13 protein-coding genes are annotated in these 19,662 nt (G+C 72.7%); 3 read left to right on the top strand and 10 right to left on the bottom strand.

Annotation, left to right across the window (positions count from 1 at the left end; all coding sequences use genetic code 11):
- The first annotated feature begins 57 nt into the window (after window positions 1-57).
- From eccE to EV375_RS10065, 3 genes are all read left to right on the top strand, one after another.
- Entirely contained in the window at window positions 58-1,383 is a 1,326-nt protein-coding gene (eccE, locus tag EV375_RS10055; protein ID WP_130299140.1) for a type VII secretion protein EccE, read from the top strand.
- 32 nt (window positions 1,384-1,415) lie between these two features.
- A complete protein-coding gene (locus EV375_RS10060; protein ID WP_486588718.1) occupies window positions 1,416-2,270 on the top strand; it encodes a hypothetical protein in 855 nt (284 codons plus the stop codon).
- Window positions 2,271-2,677: 407 nt separating this feature from the next.
- A complete protein-coding gene (locus tag EV375_RS10065; protein WP_486588393.1) occupies window positions 2,678-6,001 on the top strand; it encodes an SCO5717 family growth-regulating ATPase in 3,324 nt (1,107 codons plus the stop codon).
- 85 nt (window positions 6,002-6,086) lie between these two features.
- Here EV375_RS10065 and EV375_RS10070 read toward each other — a convergent pair whose 3' ends face one another.
- The 10 genes from EV375_RS10070 to infB form a co-directional block, all read right to left on the bottom strand.
- Window positions 6,087-7,118, bottom strand: coding sequence for a bifunctional riboflavin kinase/FAD synthetase (locus EV375_RS10070; RefSeq protein ID WP_130299141.1), 1,032 nt, complete (start codon window positions 7,116-7,118; stop codon window positions 6,087-6,089).
- A gap of 54 nt (window positions 7,119-7,172) precedes the next feature.
- On the bottom strand, window positions 7,173-10,889 hold the full coding sequence (locus EV375_RS10075; RefSeq protein WP_486588719.1) for a serine protease: 3,717 nt from the start codon (window positions 10,887-10,889) through the stop codon (window positions 7,173-7,175).
- A gap of 183 nt (window positions 10,890-11,072) precedes the next feature.
- Window positions 11,073-11,861, bottom strand: a complete 789-nt coding sequence (locus EV375_RS10080) for a DeoR/GlpR family DNA-binding transcription regulator (RefSeq protein ID WP_130299143.1) — start codon at window positions 11,859-11,861, stop codon at window positions 11,073-11,075.
- Between the two features lie 4 nt (window positions 11,862-11,865).
- Window positions 11,866-12,138 carry an MFS transporter gene (locus tag EV375_RS10085; RefSeq protein WP_130299144.1) on the bottom strand — a complete coding sequence of 91 codons (273 nt, stop codon included), beginning with the start codon at window positions 12,136-12,138 and terminating at the stop codon, window positions 11,866-11,868.
- Between the two features lie 5 nt (window positions 12,139-12,143).
- Window positions 12,144-13,178 carry a 4-hydroxythreonine-4-phosphate dehydrogenase PdxA gene (pdxA, locus tag EV375_RS10090; protein WP_130299145.1) on the bottom strand — a complete coding sequence of 345 codons (1,035 nt, stop codon included), beginning with the start codon at window positions 13,176-13,178 and terminating at the stop codon, window positions 12,144-12,146.
- Window positions 13,175-14,551 (bottom strand): four-carbon acid sugar kinase family protein, encoded by a 1,377-nt coding sequence (locus EV375_RS10095; RefSeq protein ID WP_130299146.1) that lies wholly within the window; start codon window positions 14,549-14,551, stop codon window positions 13,175-13,177. Before EV375_RS10095 ends, pdxA begins: the two co-directional genes overlap by 4 nt.
- Window positions 14,552-14,738: 187 nt before the next feature.
- Window positions 14,739-15,692, bottom strand: coding sequence for a tRNA pseudouridine(55) synthase TruB (truB, locus tag EV375_RS10100; RefSeq protein ID WP_130299147.1), 954 nt, complete (start codon window positions 15,690-15,692; stop codon window positions 14,739-14,741).
- A gap of 3 nt (window positions 15,693-15,695) precedes the next feature.
- On the bottom strand, window positions 15,696-16,142 hold the full coding sequence (gene rbfA / locus EV375_RS10105; protein ID WP_130299148.1) for a 30S ribosome-binding factor RbfA: 447 nt from the start codon (window positions 16,140-16,142) through the stop codon (window positions 15,696-15,698).
- Window positions 16,143-16,157: 15 nt separating this feature from the next.
- Window positions 16,158-16,454, bottom strand: coding sequence for a DUF503 domain-containing protein (locus EV375_RS10110; protein ID WP_130299149.1), 297 nt, complete (start codon window positions 16,452-16,454; stop codon window positions 16,158-16,160).
- 94 nt (window positions 16,455-16,548) lie between these two features.
- The gene (gene infB / locus EV375_RS10115; RefSeq protein ID WP_130299150.1) at window positions 16,549-19,638 is read right to left on the bottom strand and encodes a translation initiation factor IF-2; all 3,090 of its coding nucleotides are present in this window, start codon (window positions 19,636-19,638) and stop codon (window positions 16,549-16,551) included.
- Between the last annotated feature and the right edge of the window lie 24 nt (window positions 19,639-19,662).

Consider the following 19,662-nt stretch of genomic DNA (forward strand, 5'->3'; position numbering starts at 1 on the left):
ATCGGCGACTGTGGTCAGCAGCCGTGCAGATGACACCTCGAAGGGGAATTACGGGGGATGACGAGCGCCACCCGCAGCCGGTCCCGGAACCAGCGCGTCCCGTCTCAGCGGAATGACGGGCAACAGGCCCCGGCCGCCTCTCAGGCACCCACCACAGCCACTCTCCGGCTGAGCAGCAAGCCCGGCAGTTTCGGCCCGGTGCGGCTTCAGCAGCTGATCCTGATCGAAGTCGCGGCAGGGCTCGTGCTGGTCGCCTGGATCGCGCAGAAGTGGCTGGTGCTTCCGGCCGCCGTGGTGGCCGGACTGCTGACGCTGTTCGCGCTGGTGCGCCGGCGGCAGCACCCGCTGTCCGAGTGGTACGAGTTGAAGCGTTCGCTGCGGCGACGCAAACGCGGGGCGAAGTACCCGGTGCCCGCCGGAACCGATCCCAGTCTCGCGCCGGTCGTGGAGTGCGACGAGGCGGTGCAGACGTCCACCTATGTGACGCGTGAGGACCGTGCTGTCGGCATGGTCGGCGACGGCACGTTCCTCACGGCCCTGATCGCCGTGGAGGGCAAGGACGCCCCGCTGCGCCCTGGGCGCACGGGCCGCGTCGAGCGCCCCGTGCCCCTCGATGTGCTGCACAGCGCGCTGACGACCGACGACATCCGGCTGGAGTCCGTCCAGATCGTCCAGCACACGCAGGCCGCTCCGGCGCCGCATCTGCCGGAGCAGTCGGTGGTGGCCCGTTCGTACGGCTCGCTCCAGGAGGCCTCGGGCATCCCGTCGCTGCGGATGACCTGGGTGGCGCTGAAGCTCACACCCGAACTGACGCCGGAGGCCATCGAGGCGCGCGGAGGCGGGCTCGGGGGCGCGCAGCGTTCCCTGGTGCGCGCCGCGGACCAGCTCGCCAGCCGGCTCGAGGGCGCGGGGTTCAGCGCCTCGGTGCTCAACGAGACGGAGGTCATCCAGGCGCTCGCCACCTCAACATGCCTCAACCCCCGTGCCAGCAACGCCACTTCCCATGACGGCCGTCAGCCGCAGCGGCGCACCGAGGAGTCGGTGCGCGGCTGGCGCTGCGACGACCGCTGGCACGCGACGTACTGGATCAGCCGGTGGCCGCAGGTGGGCCCGAACGCCGTGAGTTCGGCGCACCTCGCGTCGATCCTCACCTCGCTGCGGGTGTTCACCTCCGTCTTCAGCATGACCATCGGCCCGGGCGACGGGCGTTCCGCCTCCATCGCGGGGCACGTGCGCATCGTCACCCGGAGCGAGAACGACCTGTCCACCGCACGGCGCGAACTGCAGCGCACGGCGAGCCGGGCGAAGACGGGGCTCGTCCCGCTGGACCGGGAGCAAGTGCCCGGCGTGCTTGCCACTCTGCCCCTCGGAGGCACCAGCTGATGTCCACTCCGATGATGCCGAGACAGACCGGCATGCCCGGTGCCGGCCTGGGCCGTCAGCAGCCGCAGGGCGGCCTCGGCCAGGACGGCGAACCGGCGCAGCCGCGTCACGTGGCGACCGCGACCGACACCGGGGTCATTCCGGTCTTCGGGCGCGACGACGAGTCGCAGCAGCAGGCCGCACGGCCGCGCCGCCCGGGGTTCGGCCTGCGCGGTCCGCGCCATCTGCGTCACAGGGTCGCGGTGGAGCAGCTCGCCGCGATAGGTGTTCCGCTCGGCGACGACGGTGTCGTCATCGGCACCGACGCCCAGCGGCAGCCCGCCGTTCTCGGGCTCAGCCGGCGCACGGCGTACGACGTCCTGCTGATCGGCGGTCTGTGGACGGCGCAGGTGCTCGCGCTGCGTGCGGCGGGCACGGGGGCGCGCGTCGCGGTGGAGACGGGCCGTGCGCACGTGTGGACGGCGCTGGTGCGGGCGGCCGGTGCCGAGCAGCAGTGCATGACGCTCTACGACGTCGGCCATGTGCCCTCGCTCGGTCCGTCCGTGAGCAGTCCCGTGGTCATCATCCGCGACTGCGGCATGAAGCCGCCGCGCGGGCGGGTGTCTTCGGCGCCGTGGCAGTCCGTGGTGACGCTGCTCCCCTACCTCAGCCCGGCCGCGCCGAGGCTGCTGCAGACCTCGTCCCTCGTGGGCATTCAGCGGGTCTCGCCGGACGAGGCGGCGCACCTGTCGCGGACGATGCGGCTGCCGCGCGAGGAGACCGAGGCGCTCTCGACGCTGGGTGACGGCGTCACCCTGTGGTGCACGCGCAAGGACAGGTACTACTCGCTGACGCAGCCGACGGACGCCGAGACGGGGCTGCTCGGCAATCCCCGGCGCCTGGACTGACAGCGGCGCGAGGCAGTCGTGTCCGGCGGGGCCGAGTCCTGCCGAAGTCCTGCCGGACACATGCCGGTTCGGGGCGTTCCGGGACGGTTCGCGGCGTCGGTGCGGTGACTGCCCGGTCGGCGCGTTCTCCTGGCGCTCGTCCGTCCGCCCGTCCCGCCACGGGTCAACGCACCTGGGTACAGCACCGACAGCAGTCGTGAACCGGGGAGAAGTTGACCGCCCGGCAGTGCGCTCCGAGACTGGAGCGAGACCTTCGACTGGTTGAGTCGGGTCGTTCGAACAGAAGCGGCCCCCCGGGCTATCGCACCGGGCGCGAACGGGCCCGCAGTGCCGTGCCTTGAGGCGCCGAGATTAGGCTGGGGCACTGCGCCACAAACGGGGTGTGCGACCACACAGCAGGAGGCATTGTGAGCAGCGATCGGGACGAGATCCGCTGGGGCAGGACGGCGCCCGATGCCGATCGAGGCGACGCGGATTCGGCGCCCGAGAACGACACGGAGTCGACGGGGCAGTTCACCATCGACTACACGCCCCCTGCCTGGTACACGCAGGACGCCGACAGTGCCGCCGCCCCCAACACCCCTGGCGTGGGGGGCAATCCGAGCGGTCCGACGACCCCGCCTCCGTTCCAGGCGACGACTCCGCCGCAGCCGCTGCCGGGGCCGCCGCAGGAGCAGCCTCCCGGGCCGGGCCCGGCCGTTCCGGAGCCGCCGCAGAACCCTCCCGCGCAGCCGGGGCAGTTCTCGCAGCCTCCCTCTTCCGGCGACGCGTACGCCGACCCCCGGAGCGCGTCCACCGGGGGCCACGAGTGGCAGAGCGACGGGTTGGGCCGTCCCTCTCCCGCGCCCGCAGATGCCACGCATGTGTTCCCGTCGCTGCGGCAGTGGGACGCACAGGGCCGTCCCGCCCAGCAGGACCAGCAGGACCAGCGGGACGAGCAGGAACAGCAGTCCCGCACCGGGGAGTTCGACGAGGCACAGGGCGACTCCGGGCAGCGGCCGGACTGGAGCGACGGGGCCGGCACCTCCACACCCGGGCCGGCGGCGGACGAGACGGGTGCCGGGGCGTCGGACACCTCCGCGGCCTCGACGCCCTCGTTCCCGTCCTTCCCCTCTTTCCCGTCCGTTCCGGAGCCGGAGCCCGCCGACGGCGCCTCGGCGCGTGCGGAGGGGGCCGGGGACTCGGAGCCGGAACTGCCGGACGACGAAGGCCCCTCCTCCGTCGCCGCCGACGCGCCGCATGCCACCGACGACGACGCACAGCAGGAGGCCGTCGAGGGAGCCGCCACTGACGGCGCCGGACCGGAGTCGGCCGAGGAGCCCCGCGCCTTCGGCACCTCGTCGGACGGTGATGGAACGGACGTGCGTGACGCGGGCGACGGTGACACGGCCGACCGCGAGGACACGGCGGAGCCCGGGACGTCCGGGCAGCCGGCTCCGGAGGTTTCCGCCACCGCGGACGACGACAATGCCGCCGACATCACCGGCGCCGCCGACCCCAGGACCGAGGAAAGCACCGCTTCCGCGGCGACGCCGCTCCCCCAGCAGGGCGCCCCCTGGACGCCTCAGGGCAGCGGCACCGGCACCGGCACCGGCCAGTCGGAACAGTCCGGTGAACTTCCGCCGCTCCCACCGGACTTCCAGCCCGCGGCGTCGGGATCGGGCACCTCACCCGTTGCGGGGAATCCCCCCGCCGTACCATCTCAGGAGACCTCTGCCCCGGGTACGCCCGCGGCCGGTACGCCGGCGCAGGTCCCGCAGCAAGGCGGCTACGGATACCCGCAGCAGGCGGGAGGGCAGCAGCCCGGTTACGGCTACCCCCAGCCGGGACAGCAGCAGCCCGGTTACGGCTACCCCCAACCGGGAAACCAGCAGCCCGGGCAACAGCCGCCCCAACAGCAGCCGCAGGGCTACGGATACCCCCAGCCGGGACAGCCCCAGCCCCCGCAGGCGCAACCACCCCACCAGCAGCCCGGGCCCAACCAGCAGACGCCGCAACCCGGTTACGGCTACCCCCAACCCGGACAACAGCAGCAGCCGGGCGAGATGCCGCCCGCGGCGGCGGGCGGGCAGGCGCCGACGCCCGGTTACGGCTACCCGCAGCCCGGGCAACAGCCGCAGCAAGCACAGTGGCCCCCGCAGGCGCAGCCTCCGCAGCAGCAGCCCGGGCCCAACCAGCAGGCAGCGCAGCCCGGTTACGGCTACCCGCAACCCGGCCAGCAGCAGCCCGGGCAACAGCCGCCCCAGCACCAGCCGCAGGGCTACGGATACCCCCAGCCGGGACAGCCCCACCCCCCGCAGGCGCAACCACCCCACCAGCAGCCCGGGCCCAACCAGCAGACACCGCAACCCGGTTACGGCTACCCCCAACCCGGACAACAGCAGCCACAGCCCGGCCAGCCACAGCAGCCACAGGGCTACGGCTACCCCCAGGGGTGGCAGTCCGGCCAGCCTGCGCAGCAGGACCAGCCGCCATACCAGGCCTATCAGCCGCCGCAGCCCGGCCCCGCCGGGCAGGGTGCGCCGCAGGGCCCGCAGCCCGGAGCCGGTGACCCGGGTGCCATGGGGCCCGGTCAGTCTCCGGCCGAAGATGCGCGGCGCCAGGGTCACGGCGGCAATCCGCTCGGCTACACGGCCGCGGTCGAACTCTCCTCGGACCGGCTGGTCAACAACCGGAAGAAGCCGCGTTCCCAGAACCCGGCTCTCGGCGGCAAGTTCCGCTTGGGCGGCAAGAAGGAGGAGGCGGAGCGGGAGCGCAAGCTGAACCTGATCCGTACGCCGGTGCTCTCCTGCTACCGCATCGCCGTCATCAGCCTCAAGGGCGGCGTGGGCAAGACGACGACCACGACGGCGCTCGGCTCGACGCTGGCGACGGAGCGGCAGGACAAGGTCATCGCGATCGACGCGAACCCGGACGCGGGCACCCTGGGACGCCGCGTGCGGCGTGAGACGGGCGCGACGATCCGTGACCTCGTGACGGCGATCCCGTACCTCAACAGCTACATGGACATCCGCCGCTTCACGTCGCAGGCGGCGTCGGGCCTGGAGATCCTGGCGAACGACGTCGACCCGGCCGTCTCCACCACGTTCAACGACGATGACTACCGCCGCGTCATCGACATCCTCGGACGGCAGTACCCGATCATCCTCACCGACTCGGGCACGGGGCTTCTGTACTCGGCGATGCGCGGAGTGCTCGATCTGGCCGACCAGTTGGTCATCATCTCCACCCCGTCCGTGGACGGCGCGAGCAGTGCAAGCACCACACTGGACTGGCTCTCGGCGCACGGCTACGGGGATCTGGTGCAGCGGAGCATCACGGTGATCTCCGGCGTCCGCGAGACCGGAAAGATGATCAAGGTCGAGGACATCGTGGCGCACTTCCAGACGCGCTGCCGCGGGGTGGTGACCATCCCGTTCGACGAACACCTGTCGGCGGGCGCCGAGTTGGACCTGGACATGATGCGTCCCAAGACCCGTCAGGAGTACTTCAACCTCGCCGCTCTCATCGCCGAGGACTTCGCGCGTCAGCAGCAGGAGCAGGGCCTCTGGTCCGGGAACGGCAACAACCCGCCCGCGCAGATGGCACCGCCGCTGCCGGGCCAGCCGGGCTACGGGCAGCAGCCACCGTTCCCCCAGCAGCAACCGCCTCAGCCGGGGCAGCAGCCGTATCCGCAGCAGGACGGCGGCTGGCCGCAGCAGCCTCCCGGGCAGGTGCCGCCCCAGCGGTAGCGGGCGCGGCGGGACGATCACAAGGCCGGCCCGGGGATCACCACCCCGGGTCGGCCTTCGTCATGTCCGCTGACGCCCTGCCGTTTCAGGACGTGCCGGTCTCCCCGGACCCTGCCGTCTCCACGTCACCCTCCGCGTCGCCGTTCCCGTGGGCCTCTGCCGCTGCCTCTGCCTCTGCCTCTGCCACGAGGGCACGGCACCGCTCGACGTCGTGCCCCATCCGCGCCAGCAGGGCGTCCAAGGTGTCGAACTTCTCCTGTCCGCGGATGTACTTAAGGAAGTCGACGGAGACATGCTTGCCGTACAGGTCCAGATCGACGCGGTCGATCGCGTAGCCCTCGACGGTTCGTTCCGTGCCGTCGAACTGCGGGTTCGTGCCCACGGAGATCGCCGCGGGCATCCGCTCGCCGTCGGCGTTCAGCCACCCCGCGTAGACCCCGTCGGCGGGCACCGCCGTGTGCGGGACCGTCTCCACGTTGGCCGTGGGGTAGCCCAGTTGGCGACCGCGCTGCGCGCCGCGCACGACCACGCCTTCGACGCGGTGCGGCCTCCCCAGCACTTCGGCGGCCCCGCCCACGTCCCCGTCGGCGACCAGGCCCCGGACCAGCGTGGACGAGAAGGGCTCTCCGCCGCCGGCGGAGCCGCGCTCGTAGAGATCGACGACGATGACCTCGTAGTCGTACGTCCGGCCGAGTTCGGTGAGGAAGGTGACGTCACCCGCGGCCTTGTGCCCGAAGCGGAAGTTCGGCCCCTCCACCACGCTGACCGCGTGCAGCTTGTCGGCCAGAACCTTCGCCACGAAGTCGGCGGGCATGAGTTTCGAGAAGTCCGCGGTGAAGGGCAGCACCAGTACGGCGTCCACGCCGAGCTCCCCCATGATCTCCGCGCGCCGCGGGTGCGGAGCGAGCAGCGGCGGGTGGCTTCCGGGGCGCACGACTTCGCTCGGATGGGGATCGAAGGTGACGACGACGGCGGGCACTCCCAGTTCGCGGGCGCGTGCCACCGTCCTGTTGATGATCAGCTGGTGCCCGCGGTGCACCCCGTCGTACGAGCCGATGGTGACGACGCTGCGCCCCCAGCCCTCCGGGATGTCCTCCAAGCCACGCCAGCGTTGCACGTCCCTGCTCCTCGCCGATGCCGATGGTCCGCCGGTCCAAGGGTGCCATGGTGCTCAACGGCTCACGCAGGGGACCCGCGCCTGAGCAGCGCCCGTCGACGCCCGTCCGTCGCCGGGGGCACCGACGGGGCCCGGGCCCAGTACGGCCGGCTGTACCGGCGGCTGCTCCGGTGGCCGTGCTTCCGCGCCGCGCTCGCCCACCGCTCCGGTGTCTCCCGCGTCTCCCGTTGCGTGCCCCTCCGTACGGCGCTCGTTCCGTGTCCCGTGCGGCATGTCGTCCTGCGCCGCCGCCAGCACGGCAGGGTCACGCTCGCCGAGCAGCAGCACGCCCAGCAGTTCCCGGGGCACCGGCCCGCCGAGCCCGCGGAGGACGCGGGCCAGGCCGGCCCTGAGGGGCGCGCAGGGCGTGCGCTGCAGCGCGCCGACCAGCATCTGGACGCCCTCGCAGCCCTGTGGGCGGTACGCGAGCCGGCGCCGTACGAACGCGGCCAGTGCCTCGCCGGCGGTCTCCGGCCGCATCTCGGCGTAGTGGCGCATCACTTCGGCGGTCGGTACGGCGAGCTTCGCGACGGGCACGGCGGCGAGCGCTTCTGCGAGGTGGTGCGCTCCACCGCCGGGCTGTTCGCACAGGTGCGCCCGGAAGGCGGCGAGTGCGGGGGCGGGCCGGTCGGCGAACTCTGTGACGAGTGCGTCCGACAGCTCTGCCGATCCCGTCGTGGCGAGGAGGCCGACGGCGGCTTCGAGATGCCGGTCCCGCTGTGTGCAGGCAACCGGCGCACCGGCGTCCGGGGCCGTTCCGGACGTTCCGGACGTTCCGGATGGGCCGTGCGACAGTCGCAGCAGCATGGCCAGTGCTGCCGGGCCGTGCAGGGAGGAGCCGCCGGGGATGCGCAGCAGGGCGTGCGCCGCGTGCCGCAGACGTGCACGGTCGGAGTCCGAACGCACGTGCCGCGCCATCACAGGCCCGTACTCGGCGGCCGCGATCTGCCGCAGGGTCCGGTCGTCGTGCGCCCAGCGTTCGACCGCGCGGCACAGCGCGGAGGGCTCCTCCTGCGCGAGTTCACCGAGGAGCTCGTCGGCGCGCGGGTGACAGGCGTCTGTCAGCAGGTCCAGCATCATGTCGACCGACTGCCCTCGGTGCGTGTACAGCAGGGCCTGCGCGGCCGACGCGACCGTCGGCCGGGGCAGCTCGCGGTCGTCGTGACTGCCGGTGTCCGCCGGCTCGGCGAGTCTCCTCCGGTCGGTGAACCATCCGCACAGCAGGGGCTGTACGGCATGCGGCTCCGCGGCCAGTACCTCGGCGACGACGTGGAGGTACCGCTCCTCTCCCCGATCCTCCGTCGCCGAGTGCGGCGCGTCGGCCGGAAGCAGGAGGCGCAGCAACCCGACCCGCTGGGCGGTCGGCAGGACCAGCCGGCGCCAGAACGACGGCCCGAACATGCCCGCGCCGTCGCGTCCTTCGGCCCCCAAGCGCTCCGCGAGCCCACGCAGAAGGCCGTAGTACGGGCGGACGTCGGGCACGCGCAGCAGGGTCTCCCGCAGCAGACGGCCTGCCCACCACACGGTTTCGTCCTCCTCGCCGGAGGAGACCGCGTCCGCGAGCGGCCGCAGCCGCCTCTCCAGCGCGTCCGCTCCCTCGAGCCTGCCGCACAGCACCAGGGCGTGCACCACCGGGCCGATCCGGTGCCGGGGCACGAGAGCTGCTCCGTGAGCCTCGTGGGGCCTGTCACCGGACTGCCGCGGATGTACGAGAGCCTCCAGGGCGGCGTCGACGTCGAGATGGCGGCCTTGCATCCACTCGCCGAACTCCTCGTCTGCGAAACGGAATTCCTCCCCAGCCGCCTCCAGCACGCCGTCGGCGAGCACCGCTTGCGCCCAGCCGGCCGAGGTCGGGAAGATCTCCTCGAAGTCGCCCCGGCTCAGGGCGCCCTGTCCCGGCCCGAGGCTGCGCCGCGCGGCTTCGTGCAGCGCACCTGCCGTACGCGTCGCAAGCCGTCGTACCGCACCGGCTGCACCTCCGGGGTCGAGCATGCGCGCGATCCGCAGGGCGACGAGGGCGAGATACGCGGAGAAGATCCCGTCCCGGGTCGGTGGCAGGGGAGACGGCCCCGCGACCCGGTCCCGTCCCGCCCGTCCCTCTCGTTCCTCCTGCTCCGCGTGCCCGGGCTCCTGAGCGGCGCGGATCTCCGACAGCATGCGCAGGGCCAGTGGATGCGCGGCGTCCGCCGGGGCGAGGTCTTCGGGGCCGAGACCGTACAGCTCACGCGCCCGCGCGGCGTGCGGGGCGGACAGGTCGCCGAGCCGCACGTGCGGGGGCGCATCGGACGGGCAGGGCCGGCCGCCCTCGCCGAACAGCATGTCGCGGGGGAACAACTCCCCCAGTTCCGCCCACTGTTCGGGCCCGCCGGCGATCAGCAGCCTTGCACCTGCCGCTCGGAGCCAGCCCGACGTGCCCGCCGCCCAGCGGCGCAGGTCCCGGGCGAGCCCGGCGGGCATTTCCTCGGGCCCGTCAAGCAGCACGAGCAGCGGACGCCGGGCATCGCGCGCCAGCCGGGCGACGACGTCCGCGCAGGAAGCGTCGGCTCTCCCCGCGGCGGGGCCGTGCGCCTCCGCCACCGGGCCGAGCACCCGTCCCAGAGCTTCCCTGAGGCTGCCGTCGCCCTCGCGCAGGTGCGCGCCGCGCAGGCGGACCGTGGGCGCGGGCGCCGCTCCGCCGGCTCGTACGGCTGCGAACGCGGCGAGTTCCGTCGTCCGTCCTGACCCGGCGCGCCCGACCAGGGCCGCCACCGAGGCTCCGCTCGCGCAGAACTCCCGCAGGGCTTTGGTGACTTCGGGGCGTTCCACCCGGCGGGACGCGGACATGGCGCCCGGCTCGCCGCCGGGGGGCCGGGTCGCCGCGGCCAGCCGCAGTGCACCGGCGAGGTTGAGGTCCGGGCCGAACCCGGGGACGGTCGCACTGTTCCGCGCGAGCAGCGACCCCAACTGCCCCTCCGCGTCCCACAGTCCGGCCGTGTGCAGCGGTACGGCGAATGCCGCGCCGCGGCCCGCGTGCGGCGCGTGAAGCGCGGTGCCCAGTACGGCCAGCACCGCGCCGGTCGCTTTGTCGAGGACCGGTGAGCCGGAGGCCGGACCGTTCAGGCGGAGGCGGGCCGCGGCCGCCTCGGGCAGCGTCAACTCCAGTGCCCCTTCCAGGTCGTGGAAGCGGTCGGTGGAGGTGTAGGTGACGGTGGTCGGCCGCCCGGACAGTTCGGCCGCGGTCCAGCAGCCCCGCTCCCGCAGCCGAGGCACGGCGACGGCGCCTTCGGCGTCGCCGGTCGCGTCTCTTCCGCCGAAGTCCCCGCCGAGGTCACCGCCGAAGTCCCCGCCGAGGTCACCGCCGAAGTCCCCACCGAGGTCACCGCTTTCGCCGGCGTCCCCGCCATGACGGTGCGCGCCGCAGTCACCCTCGCGGTCCCCCGTGAACAGCCGGACGTGCGTGCTTCCGGCGGCCGGTCTTCCGGCGCCGATGAGTAGGGGAGCCACGCCGAGTCCCGTCGTACGGATCAGGGCGAGGTCCCATTCGGGGAGCCGGGTGACCGCGTCGGATTCGGCGAGGTGGCTGCGTTCGCGGCCTGCGCCGCCCGCGTGCACGACGACGCGGCCGAGCCCGTCCACCGCCTCATGGCTGGTGATCACGGTGCCCGTGCCGTCGGCGACGAATCCGGTTCCGCGCACCCGTCCCGCCAGATCGCAGATCCGCACCAGCGCCTGCTCCGCGAGCACCGCTCCCATCACGCACCGTTCCACCTCGCCCGACCGAACGGCCCGACGGTAGAGGGAAGTTGATCAGCGGCGACAGTGCCTGCGGGAAAAGCGCCCCCGCCTGCGCCGCCGACTCACCCCGAGCGCCCGGCCGTTGGAGTGAATACCGCGACGTGCGGGAATGAGCGCAGGGCGGTGCGGCAGCGCGACCGGTTACGCGGTCAGCACTTCGCACTCGCCGCCCGCGGTGAACTCCGTCAGTCGCCCGGGGGCGGCGCCGGCGTCCGTGACGAGCGTCCACGGGCCGCGGTGACGGGCGTGGTACGGGAACGGGCTGCGGCCCAGTTTGGAGGCGTCCGCCAGCACGAACACCTCGCGCCCGCGTTCCGTCATCAGCTCCTTCGAATGTGCCTGTTCGAGCGTGGGGCAGGAGAGGCCGTCGCTTGCGTGCAGCCCGTCCGCCCCGAGGAAGACCACGTCGGGGGTGAGCCGTCGCAGGGTCTCTTCCCCCTCGGGGCCGAGGATCGCGCCGTTCGGACGGCGCACGCGGCCGCCGAGGACGATCAGTTCGATCCCCTGCGCCTCGGCGAGATGCCCCAGGGCGATGGTCGAGTTGGTGACGACGGTCAGCGCGGTGCGCGCCCGCAGGAGACGAGCCAGCCGCCCCGTCGTCGTGCCCGCGTCGAGGAGGATCACGTCGCCGTCGTGCACGTGCTCTGCCGCCGCCCGCGCGATGGCCTCCTTCTGCGCGGTGTTGCCGGACTCCTTCTCGTTCAGGGTGCGTTCGGCTGCGTGACCGCCCGCGACTGCGCCGCCGTAGGTGCGGTGGATGTGCCCGTCCCCTGCCAGCTGCTGCAGGTCACGGCGGACCGTGGAGACGGAGATCCCGAAGCGGGCGGCGAGTTCGGCTATCTCTCCGTTGCCCGCGAGCACCTCCCGCAGGATGTCGTCGCGGCGCCGCGCGGTGCCACGGCGGGGTGCGCGCGGACGGGCAGCAGTCATCGGGTCATCGACCTCCGTCCGCAACGGACTTCACCTTGCGAGCCTCGTCGCTCGTCCAGTCGCCCGGCCCCTCCCCCGGCGCGTCACTCGCGACCGGGACGGCGGCCGGCGCCGCCGTGGCCGCCTCGGCGGACGGACGCAGCCCGGCGGCCACGGCGAGGCATCCGGCGGGCACCCCGAATCCGGTCGCCCTCGTCTCCGAGCTGTCCGTGGGCCGGCCCACCAGGTACGGGCCGACATGACCCCCCGGGTTCCCGAGCGCATTGATGAGGCCCATGGACGTCAGGCCCCTGCGCCGCCGTAGGTCTCCCTGATCCGTGCGGCCGAGCCGCTGAAGTCGACTCCGGCTCGGAAGGCGGCCGCCATGGTGCCCGGCGACGCCTTGCCGGTCCCGGCGATGTCGAAGGCCGTGCCGTGGTCGACGGACGTACGGAGAATCGGCAGGCCGACCGTGACCGAGACCGTTCCGTCGAAGTCGACGGTCTTGGCGGGGATGTGGCCCTGGTCGTGGAAGTGCGAGAGCACCCCGTCGAAGCGGCCCTGAAGCCCCTGGTGGAAGACGGAGTCCGCCGGGATCGGGCCGACGACGTCGAGCCCCTCGGCCGCTGTCCTCTCCACCGCGGGGCGCAGCGCGGTGATCTCCTCGTCCCCGAAGTGGCCGTTCTCGCCGCCGTGCGGATTGATGGCGGCGACGCCGAGACGCGGCTCGTCGTGGCCGAAGACCCGCAGCGCGGTGACGGCGTGGCGGATGCTGGCCGCCACGCGCTCCTCGTCGATCTGGTCGAGCGCCTTGCGCAGGGAGACGTGCCGCGTCGTGAAGAAGATCTTCAGCCCGCGGACGACGAACATCGTGTCGAAGTGTGCTGCGCCGGTCAGTTCGCCCAGCATCTCGGTGTGACCGAGGTGTTCGGCACCCGCGGCCCAGACCGCCTCCTTGTTGATGGGCGCGGTGACGATTCCGTCGACCTCGCGCGCCATCGCGGCAGCGGTGGCCGCCTCGATGGCGGCCACCGCCGAACGGCCCGCCACGGCACTGACCTTGCCCCATTCCAGGTCGTCGCCGGCGATGCCCAGGTCGAGGATGTCGATGGTGCCCGGCGCGAAGCGGGCCTCCGCGACCGAACCGACCGCGTTCACCCCGACGTCCAGACCGCACACCTTGACGGCCCTGCGCAGCACGGCGGCGTCTCCGACGGCGATGCCGCGCCCGAGTTCCGCGGTCCGTGGGTCGGCGAGGGTACGGGCGGTGATCTCCGGACCGATGCCGGCGGGGTCGCCGAGGGTGACGGCGAGAACGGGAAGCGGGCGGCTGGTCATGGGGAAACCCCTTCTGCTCTGCGGTGGTTGGAACCCGGTGTGGAGTCGTGGGCGGTGCCGGGGCCGGCCGGGCCGGTGTCCGCGCCGCCGGGAGGACCGGGGTGACCGGGAGCTCCCTGGCCCGGGGGCTGGCCGCGCGTGTGCATGGCGCGCAACCGCTCCAGGCAGGCCACGGCGGCATCGGGGCCGCCGATCAGTCCGCCCTTGGTGGCGAAGGGCAGGCCGCTGTGGGGGCCGCCGACGAGATGACCCGCCACCGCCAGCGGCAGGACCTCCGCCTCGATCGCGAAGCCCTCGGCGCCGAGCGCGCCGGTGACGGCTGCGGCCACGTCGCCCCCGGAGGTGTACAGACCGCCCGGCTCCAGGACGTCGACGGCCTGCGCTGCGACCTCGGCAAGGCAGCGCAGGATGCGCTCCGCCGCGGCGGGATCGCGTACGGAACTCGGCGCCACCCGTACGCCGAGCACGGCGGTCCCGGCGTCGGCCGCGGTCCGCAGTTCGCCGACGATCCGCTGCGGAGCGGGAGCGGGGTCGTCCGGGTCGATCCGAACGTAGTGCGCGCCGAGCGCCTTCTCGGTCCTGGCGAGCTGCTCGTGCGTGGCCTCGGTGACGCTGCCGACGATCGCCAGGATCCGGTGTGCGTTCCCGGCCGTACGGACGCCCAGCTCCGCGGCGAGGGCCGCCCCGAACGGGCCGGAGTCCAGAGAGACCCAGCGTGTGCCGTCCTCGGCGGTGAGGCGGGCCGCCGCGGCTGCGACGGTACGCAGGTGCTCGTTGTCGGTGGCGTCGCAGACCAGGACAGCGGCCGGCTGCCGCAGCGCGTCGAGCACGCTGCCGGCGCCGTCCTCGACGACGTCGAGCGGCACTTCGGCGGTGGTCAGCGCGCTCTGCTCACCGATGACGGAGGCGACCCGGGAGTACCGCACCGCGCTGAACAGGTCCTGGGCGACGGGCGTCCGGGTCAGCGGCACGCCGTCCACGAGGTGGATGCCCCCCACCGTCGTGCGCCCGGCGTCGGGGAAGGCGGGAACTGCCAGTACTCGCACGGGCGTTGAGACGTCGCGAGCTGTGACCGCGTCGACGACTGCGTCCAGTTCACGGCCGGGGTTGCCGCGCAGCGTGGTGTCGACGCGCTTGACGACGAGGCCGTCGCCCGCCGCCGCGGCGGCCGCGGCGTGTACGACGTCGTAGCTCTCCGCGGGCGGGAAGCGGCGGGACCCGGTGTTGACCACGAGGACGTCGACGGCCCCGGCGTACCGCGGCACTTGCGCGGGTTCGCTGACGGTGACGGTGTGCAGGCCCAGCCGCGCGAAGAGAGCGCCCGTGGCGTTGCTGCCGGTGAGGTCGTCGGCGATCACGAGTATCTGCGCCACGACGCCCCTTCCGCCCTGCCCGCCCGCTACATGACCGATCCACGCAACAATTCCTGCGCGTTCCGCTCAACGAAGCCTCGTTGTCGCGCATCGCGGCTGTCAAGGGACGCAAAGAGCAGAATCGGGTGGAGCTCTCGCGCGAACCGTGCAACTTGACGCGTCGCCGGTGCTGTTGCTGGACGAAGAACTACTGCCGGGCGAACACGGCGAGGCTCTTCGCCCTGCCCTGACGCTCCTCGACGAGCGCCACCAGGTCGCCCCCGGGGCCGAACACGGCGACAGGCGCCGGGCCTTCGCTTCCCGTGGACGCGGACTGCGGTGCCGGCATGCGCAGTTGCACGCCGTTGCCGATCATCCGTGCCTGTTCCTCGTCGACGTCCCAGCGGGGGAAGGCCACGGCGGCGGCCTCCGCCAGCGGCACCGACGACAGGCCTTCGCCGCTGTCCGCCTCGCTCTGCAGCGCCTCCAGGGAACGGGCCTGCGCCAGCCGGTAGGGACCGACGCGGGTGCGGCGCAGCGCCGTCAAGTGCCCGCCGGTACCGAGGGATTCGCCCAGGTCGCGCGCCAGCGCCCGTACATAAGTGCCGGAGGAGCACACGACCGAGACCACCAGATCGGTGACTTCGGTGCCGTCCTCGGCCCTCTCCCCGCGGCGCATCTCGTGCACGTCGAACGTGGAGACGGTGATGTCGCGGGCGGCGAGTTCGACGTCTTCGCCCTCGCGCACGCGCTGGTAGGAGCGCTTGCCGTCGACCTTCACCGCGCTCACCTTCGACGGCACCTGCCGGATGCGCCCGGTGAGCTTGCCGACGGCCGCCCCGACGGCCTCGTCCGTGAGGCCGGAGGCTCCTTGCGCCTCGGTCACCTCACCCTCCGCGTCGTCGGTGACGGTGCTCTGCCCGAGCCGGACCGTCGCGACGTACTCCTTCTCCGTCAGGGCGAGATGACCGAGCAGCCGTGTGGTCTTCCCGGTGCCGACGACGAGCACGCCGGTGGCCATCGGGTCCAGCGTTCCGGCGTGTCCGACGCGCCGGGTGCGGGCCATGCCGCGCAGCTTCGCCACGACGTCGTGCGACGTGAAGCCGGCGGGCTTGTCGACGATGACGAGCCCTCCGGGATCCTGGTCCTTCTTACGCGCCACGGCTCATTCGTCCTCGGCCTGCTCGCCCTCGCCCGGCTTGCGGTAAGGGTCCGCTCCGCCCGCGTAGTCCGCACCGGAGGAGGCCTTGCGGACCTCCTCGTCGGACGCCTTCGCACGCGCGAGCAGATCGTCGATCGTGCGGGCGTTCTCCGGGAGGGCGTCCGCGACGAAGCTCAGGCTGGGGGTGTGCTTCACACCCGCCGCAGCACCGACCGCGGTGCGCAGCACGCCCTTCGCGCTCTCCAGCCCGGCGGCCGCCGCCTTGCGGTCCTCGTCGTCGCCGTAGACGGTGTAGAAGACCGTCGCCTCCCGCAGGTCACCGGTGACTCGGGTGTCCGTGACGGTCACATGTGTGCCGAGCCGCGGGTCCTTGATCCCCCGGTGCAGCTTCTCCGCGACCACCTCACGGATGAGGTCGGCAAGCCTCTTAGCCCGTGCATTGTCGGCCACTGGTCCGTCTCCTCGCTAATCGTCTTCTTCTCCGTGGAAGCGCCGCCGCACCGACAGCAGCTCCACCTCCGGGCGGGCGGCGACGAGCCGCTCGCACCGGTCCAGCACGTCCGTCACGTGCGCCGCGTCCCCCGAGACCGCCGCCAGACCGATCCTGGTACGGCGGTAGAGATCCTGCTCCGCGACCTCCGCCACGCTCACCGCATACTTGCGCTGCAGTTCGGCGACGATGGGGCGGACGACGGAGCGCTTCTGCTTCAGCGAACGGACGTCGCCCAGCAGCAGGTCGATGGAAAGAGTCCCCACATACACCCGGAGATCGTAGAAGATGCCGCCGGGGCCGATCGACGGAGTTCCTCCGCCGACCGGCCCCGGAACGGCTCAACCCGCGTACTGCGGCGCCGCGTCAGGCGCGGGGCTTCTCCCGCATCTCGTACGTCGCGATGACGTCGTCGACCTTGATGTCGTTGAAGTTGCCGAGGTTGATACCACCCTCGAAGCCTTCACGGATCTCGGTGACGTCGTCCTTGAAGCGGCGCAGCCCCTGAATGCTGAGGTTCTCCGCGACGACCTTGCCGTCGCGCAGCAGGCGGGCCTTGGTGTTCCGCCGCACCTCACCGGAGCGGATGAGGACACCCGCGATGTTGCCGAGCTTGGAGGAGCGGAAGACCTCTCGGATCTCCGCCGTGCCGAGCTCGACCTCTTCGTACTCCGGCTTGAGCATGCCCTTCAGGGCCGCCTCGATCTCCTCGATGACCTGGTAGATCACCGAGTAGTAGCGCACGTCCACGCCCTCACGCTCGGCCATCTGCGTCGCACGCCCCTCGGCGCGGACGTTGAAGCCGATGACGATGGCGTCGGAACCGGTCGCCAGGTCGATGTCGGTCTCGGTGACCGCACCCACACCGCGGTGCAGGATGCGCAGATCGACCTCTTCGCCGACGTCCAGCTGCAGCAGCGAGGACTCCAGGGCCTCGACCGAACCGGACGCGTCGCCCTTGATGATGAGGTTGAGCTGCTGCACCTCGCCCGCCTTGAGCACCTTGTCCAGGTCCTCCAGGGAGACCCTGCGGGTGCGCTTGGCGAACGCGGCGTTGCGCTCACGGGCGGCACGCTTCTCGGCGATCTGACGGGCCGTGCGGTCCTCCTCGACAACAAGGAAGTTGTCGCCGGCACCGGGAACGTTCGTCAGACCCAGGACGAGGACGGGAGTCGCGGGACCCGCTTCCTTGATGTTCTCGCCCTTGTCGTCGAGCATCGCGCGGACCCTGCCGTAGGCGTCGCCCACGACCATGGTGTCGCCGACGCGGAGCGTGCCCCGCTGGACCAGCACGGTTGCCACGGCGCCACGGCCGCGGTCGAGGTGCGCCTCGATCGCGATGCCCTGTGCGTCCTGCTCCGGGTTGGCCCGCAGGTCGAGCGCGGCGTCAGCGGTCAGCACGACCGCTTCGAGCAGCGCTTCGATGTTCTCGCCCTGCTTGGCGGAGATGTCGACGAACATCGTGTCGCCGCCGTACTCCTCGGCCACCAGGCCGTACTCGGTCAGCTGACCGCGTACCTTCGTCGGGTCCGCGCCCTCGACGTCGATCTTGTTGACCGCGACCACGATCGGCACCTCGGCCGCCTTGGCGTGGTTCAGCGCCTCGATCGTCTGGGGCATCACGCCGTCGTTCGCCGCGACCACCAGGATCGCGATGTCCGTCGACTTGGCACCACGGGCACGCATGGCGGTGAACGCCTCGTGACCGGGGGTGTCGATGAAGGTGAGCCTGCGCTCCTCGTCGTTGACCTCGGTCGCGGCCTGGTAGGCACCGATGTGCTGGGTGATGCCACCGGCCTCACCCGCGATGACGTTGGTCTTGCGGATCGCGTCCAGAAGGCGCGTCTTGCCGTGGTCGACGTGACCCATGACGGTCACGACCGGCGGACGCGGCATGAGCGCCCTCTCGCCGCCCTCGTCCTCGCCGAACTCGATGTCGAAGGACTCGAGAAGCTCGCGGTCCTCCTCCTCCGGGCTGACGATCTGGACGACGTAGTTCATCTCCTCGCCGAGCAGGCCCAGCGTCTCGTCGGAGACGGACTGCGTCGCGGTGACCATCTCGCCCAGGTTGAACATCACCTGGACCAGCGACGCCGGGTTGGCGTTGATCTTCTCCGCGAAGTCGGTGAGCGAGGCGCCGCGCGAGAGCCGTACGGTCTCGCCCTTGCCGCGCGGGAGCATCACGCCGCCGACCGACGGCGCCTGCATCTGCTCGTACTCCTGGCGGCGCTGCCGCTTCGACTTGCGGCCACGCCGGGCCGGACCGCCGGGGCGTCCGAACGCGCCCTGCGTGCCGCCGCGGCCACCCGGACCACCGGGACGTCCGGCGAAACCGGGACGGCCACCGCCGCCGGGACGGCCGCCGAAGCCGCCGCCACCGCCACCGCCACCGGGACGGCCACCGCCGCCACCGCCGGGACGACCGCCGAAGCCGCCGCCACCGCCACCGCCACCGGGACGGCCACCGCCGCCACCGCCGGGACGCGGACCGCCGCCCGGGCCTCCGCGGCCAGGCCCCGGACGCGGAGCGGCAGCGGGACGCTGCGGCATCATGCCCGGGTTCGGCCGGTTACCACCGCCGCCGCCGGGACGCGGACCGCCGGCCTGGCCGCCGCCCTGCGGGCGCGGCATGTTGCCGGGAGTGGCACGGCCACCCGGCGCCTGCGGACGCGGGCCGCCGCCCTGGCCCTGACCGGGCTTCGGAGCGCCCTGGCCGGGCTTGGGGGCACCACCGGGACGGGGCGCCTGCGGGCGCGCCATGCCGGTCGAACCACCGGACGTGAAGGGGTTGTTGCCCGGACGCGGACCGGACGGACGGCCACCCGGCTTGGGTGCGCCCTGGCCCGGACGTGCGCCCTGGCCGCCGCGGCCGCCCTGACCCTGACCCTGACCGGGCTTCGGAGCGCTCTGGCCGGGCTTGGGACCCTGGCCGGGCTTCGGAGCGGTCGCGCCGGGCTTGGGTGCGGCGTCCGCCGAACTGGGCGCCGAGAACTCCGGCTTCGCCGGGCCGGGCTTGGGTGCACCCGGCTTGGGGGCCTGCGTACTGCCGGACGCCGGTGCCGCCGGGGTGACCGGGCCGCCGGTCTCTCCCTCTGCCGCAGGAGCGGGCGAGACGGGGGCTTCCGGTGCCGGCTTGGGGGCGCCCGGCTTGGGCGCATTGGACTGGCTCGCGGCTCCCGCACCCGGCTTGGGTGCGGCCGCACCGCCCGGCTTGGGGGCGGCGGGCTTGGCGGCTGCCTTCTTCGGCGCCGCCGGCTTCGCCGCGGACTTCTTGGCGCCGGAAGCGCCGGCACCGCCGTCCGCGTCGAACGCGTCGGTCAACTTGCGTACTACGGGCGCCTCGATCGTCGAGGACGCCGAGCGGACGAATTCGCCCAGTTCGTTGAGCTTGGCCATGACGACCTTGCTCTCGACTCCGAGCTCCTTCGCGAGCTCATAAACCCGGACCTTAGCCACTTCGCTCCTTACGGTCCGGGGGGC

The organism is Streptomyces sp. CNZ301 (assembly GCF_004217425.1).

Bases quoted from the DNA above. Each gene is read 5' to 3' on its own strand.
- EV375_RS10075 (WP_486588719.1), bottom strand. From the start codon at position 10,889: ATGGGAGCGGTGCTCGCGGAGCAGGCGCTGGTGCGGATCTGCGATCTG.
- EV375_RS10085 (WP_130299144.1), bottom strand. From the start codon at position 12,138: ATGGGCCTCATCAATGCGCTCGGGAACCCGGGGGGTCATGTCGGCCCG.
- EV375_RS10060 (WP_486588718.1), top strand. From the start codon at position 1,416: ATGCCCGGTGCCGGCCTGGGCCGTCAGCAGCCGCAGGGCGGCCTCGGC.
- eccE (WP_130299140.1), top strand. From the start codon at position 58: ATGACGAGCGCCACCCGCAGCCGGTCCCGGAACCAGCGCGTCCCGTCT.
- pdxA (WP_130299145.1), bottom strand. From the start codon at position 13,178: ATGACCAGCCGCCCGCTTCCCGTTCTCGCCGTCACCCTCGGCGACCCC.
- EV375_RS10080 (WP_130299143.1), bottom strand. From the start codon at position 11,861: ATGACTGCTGCCCGTCCGCGCGCACCCCGCCGTGGCACCGCGCGGCGC.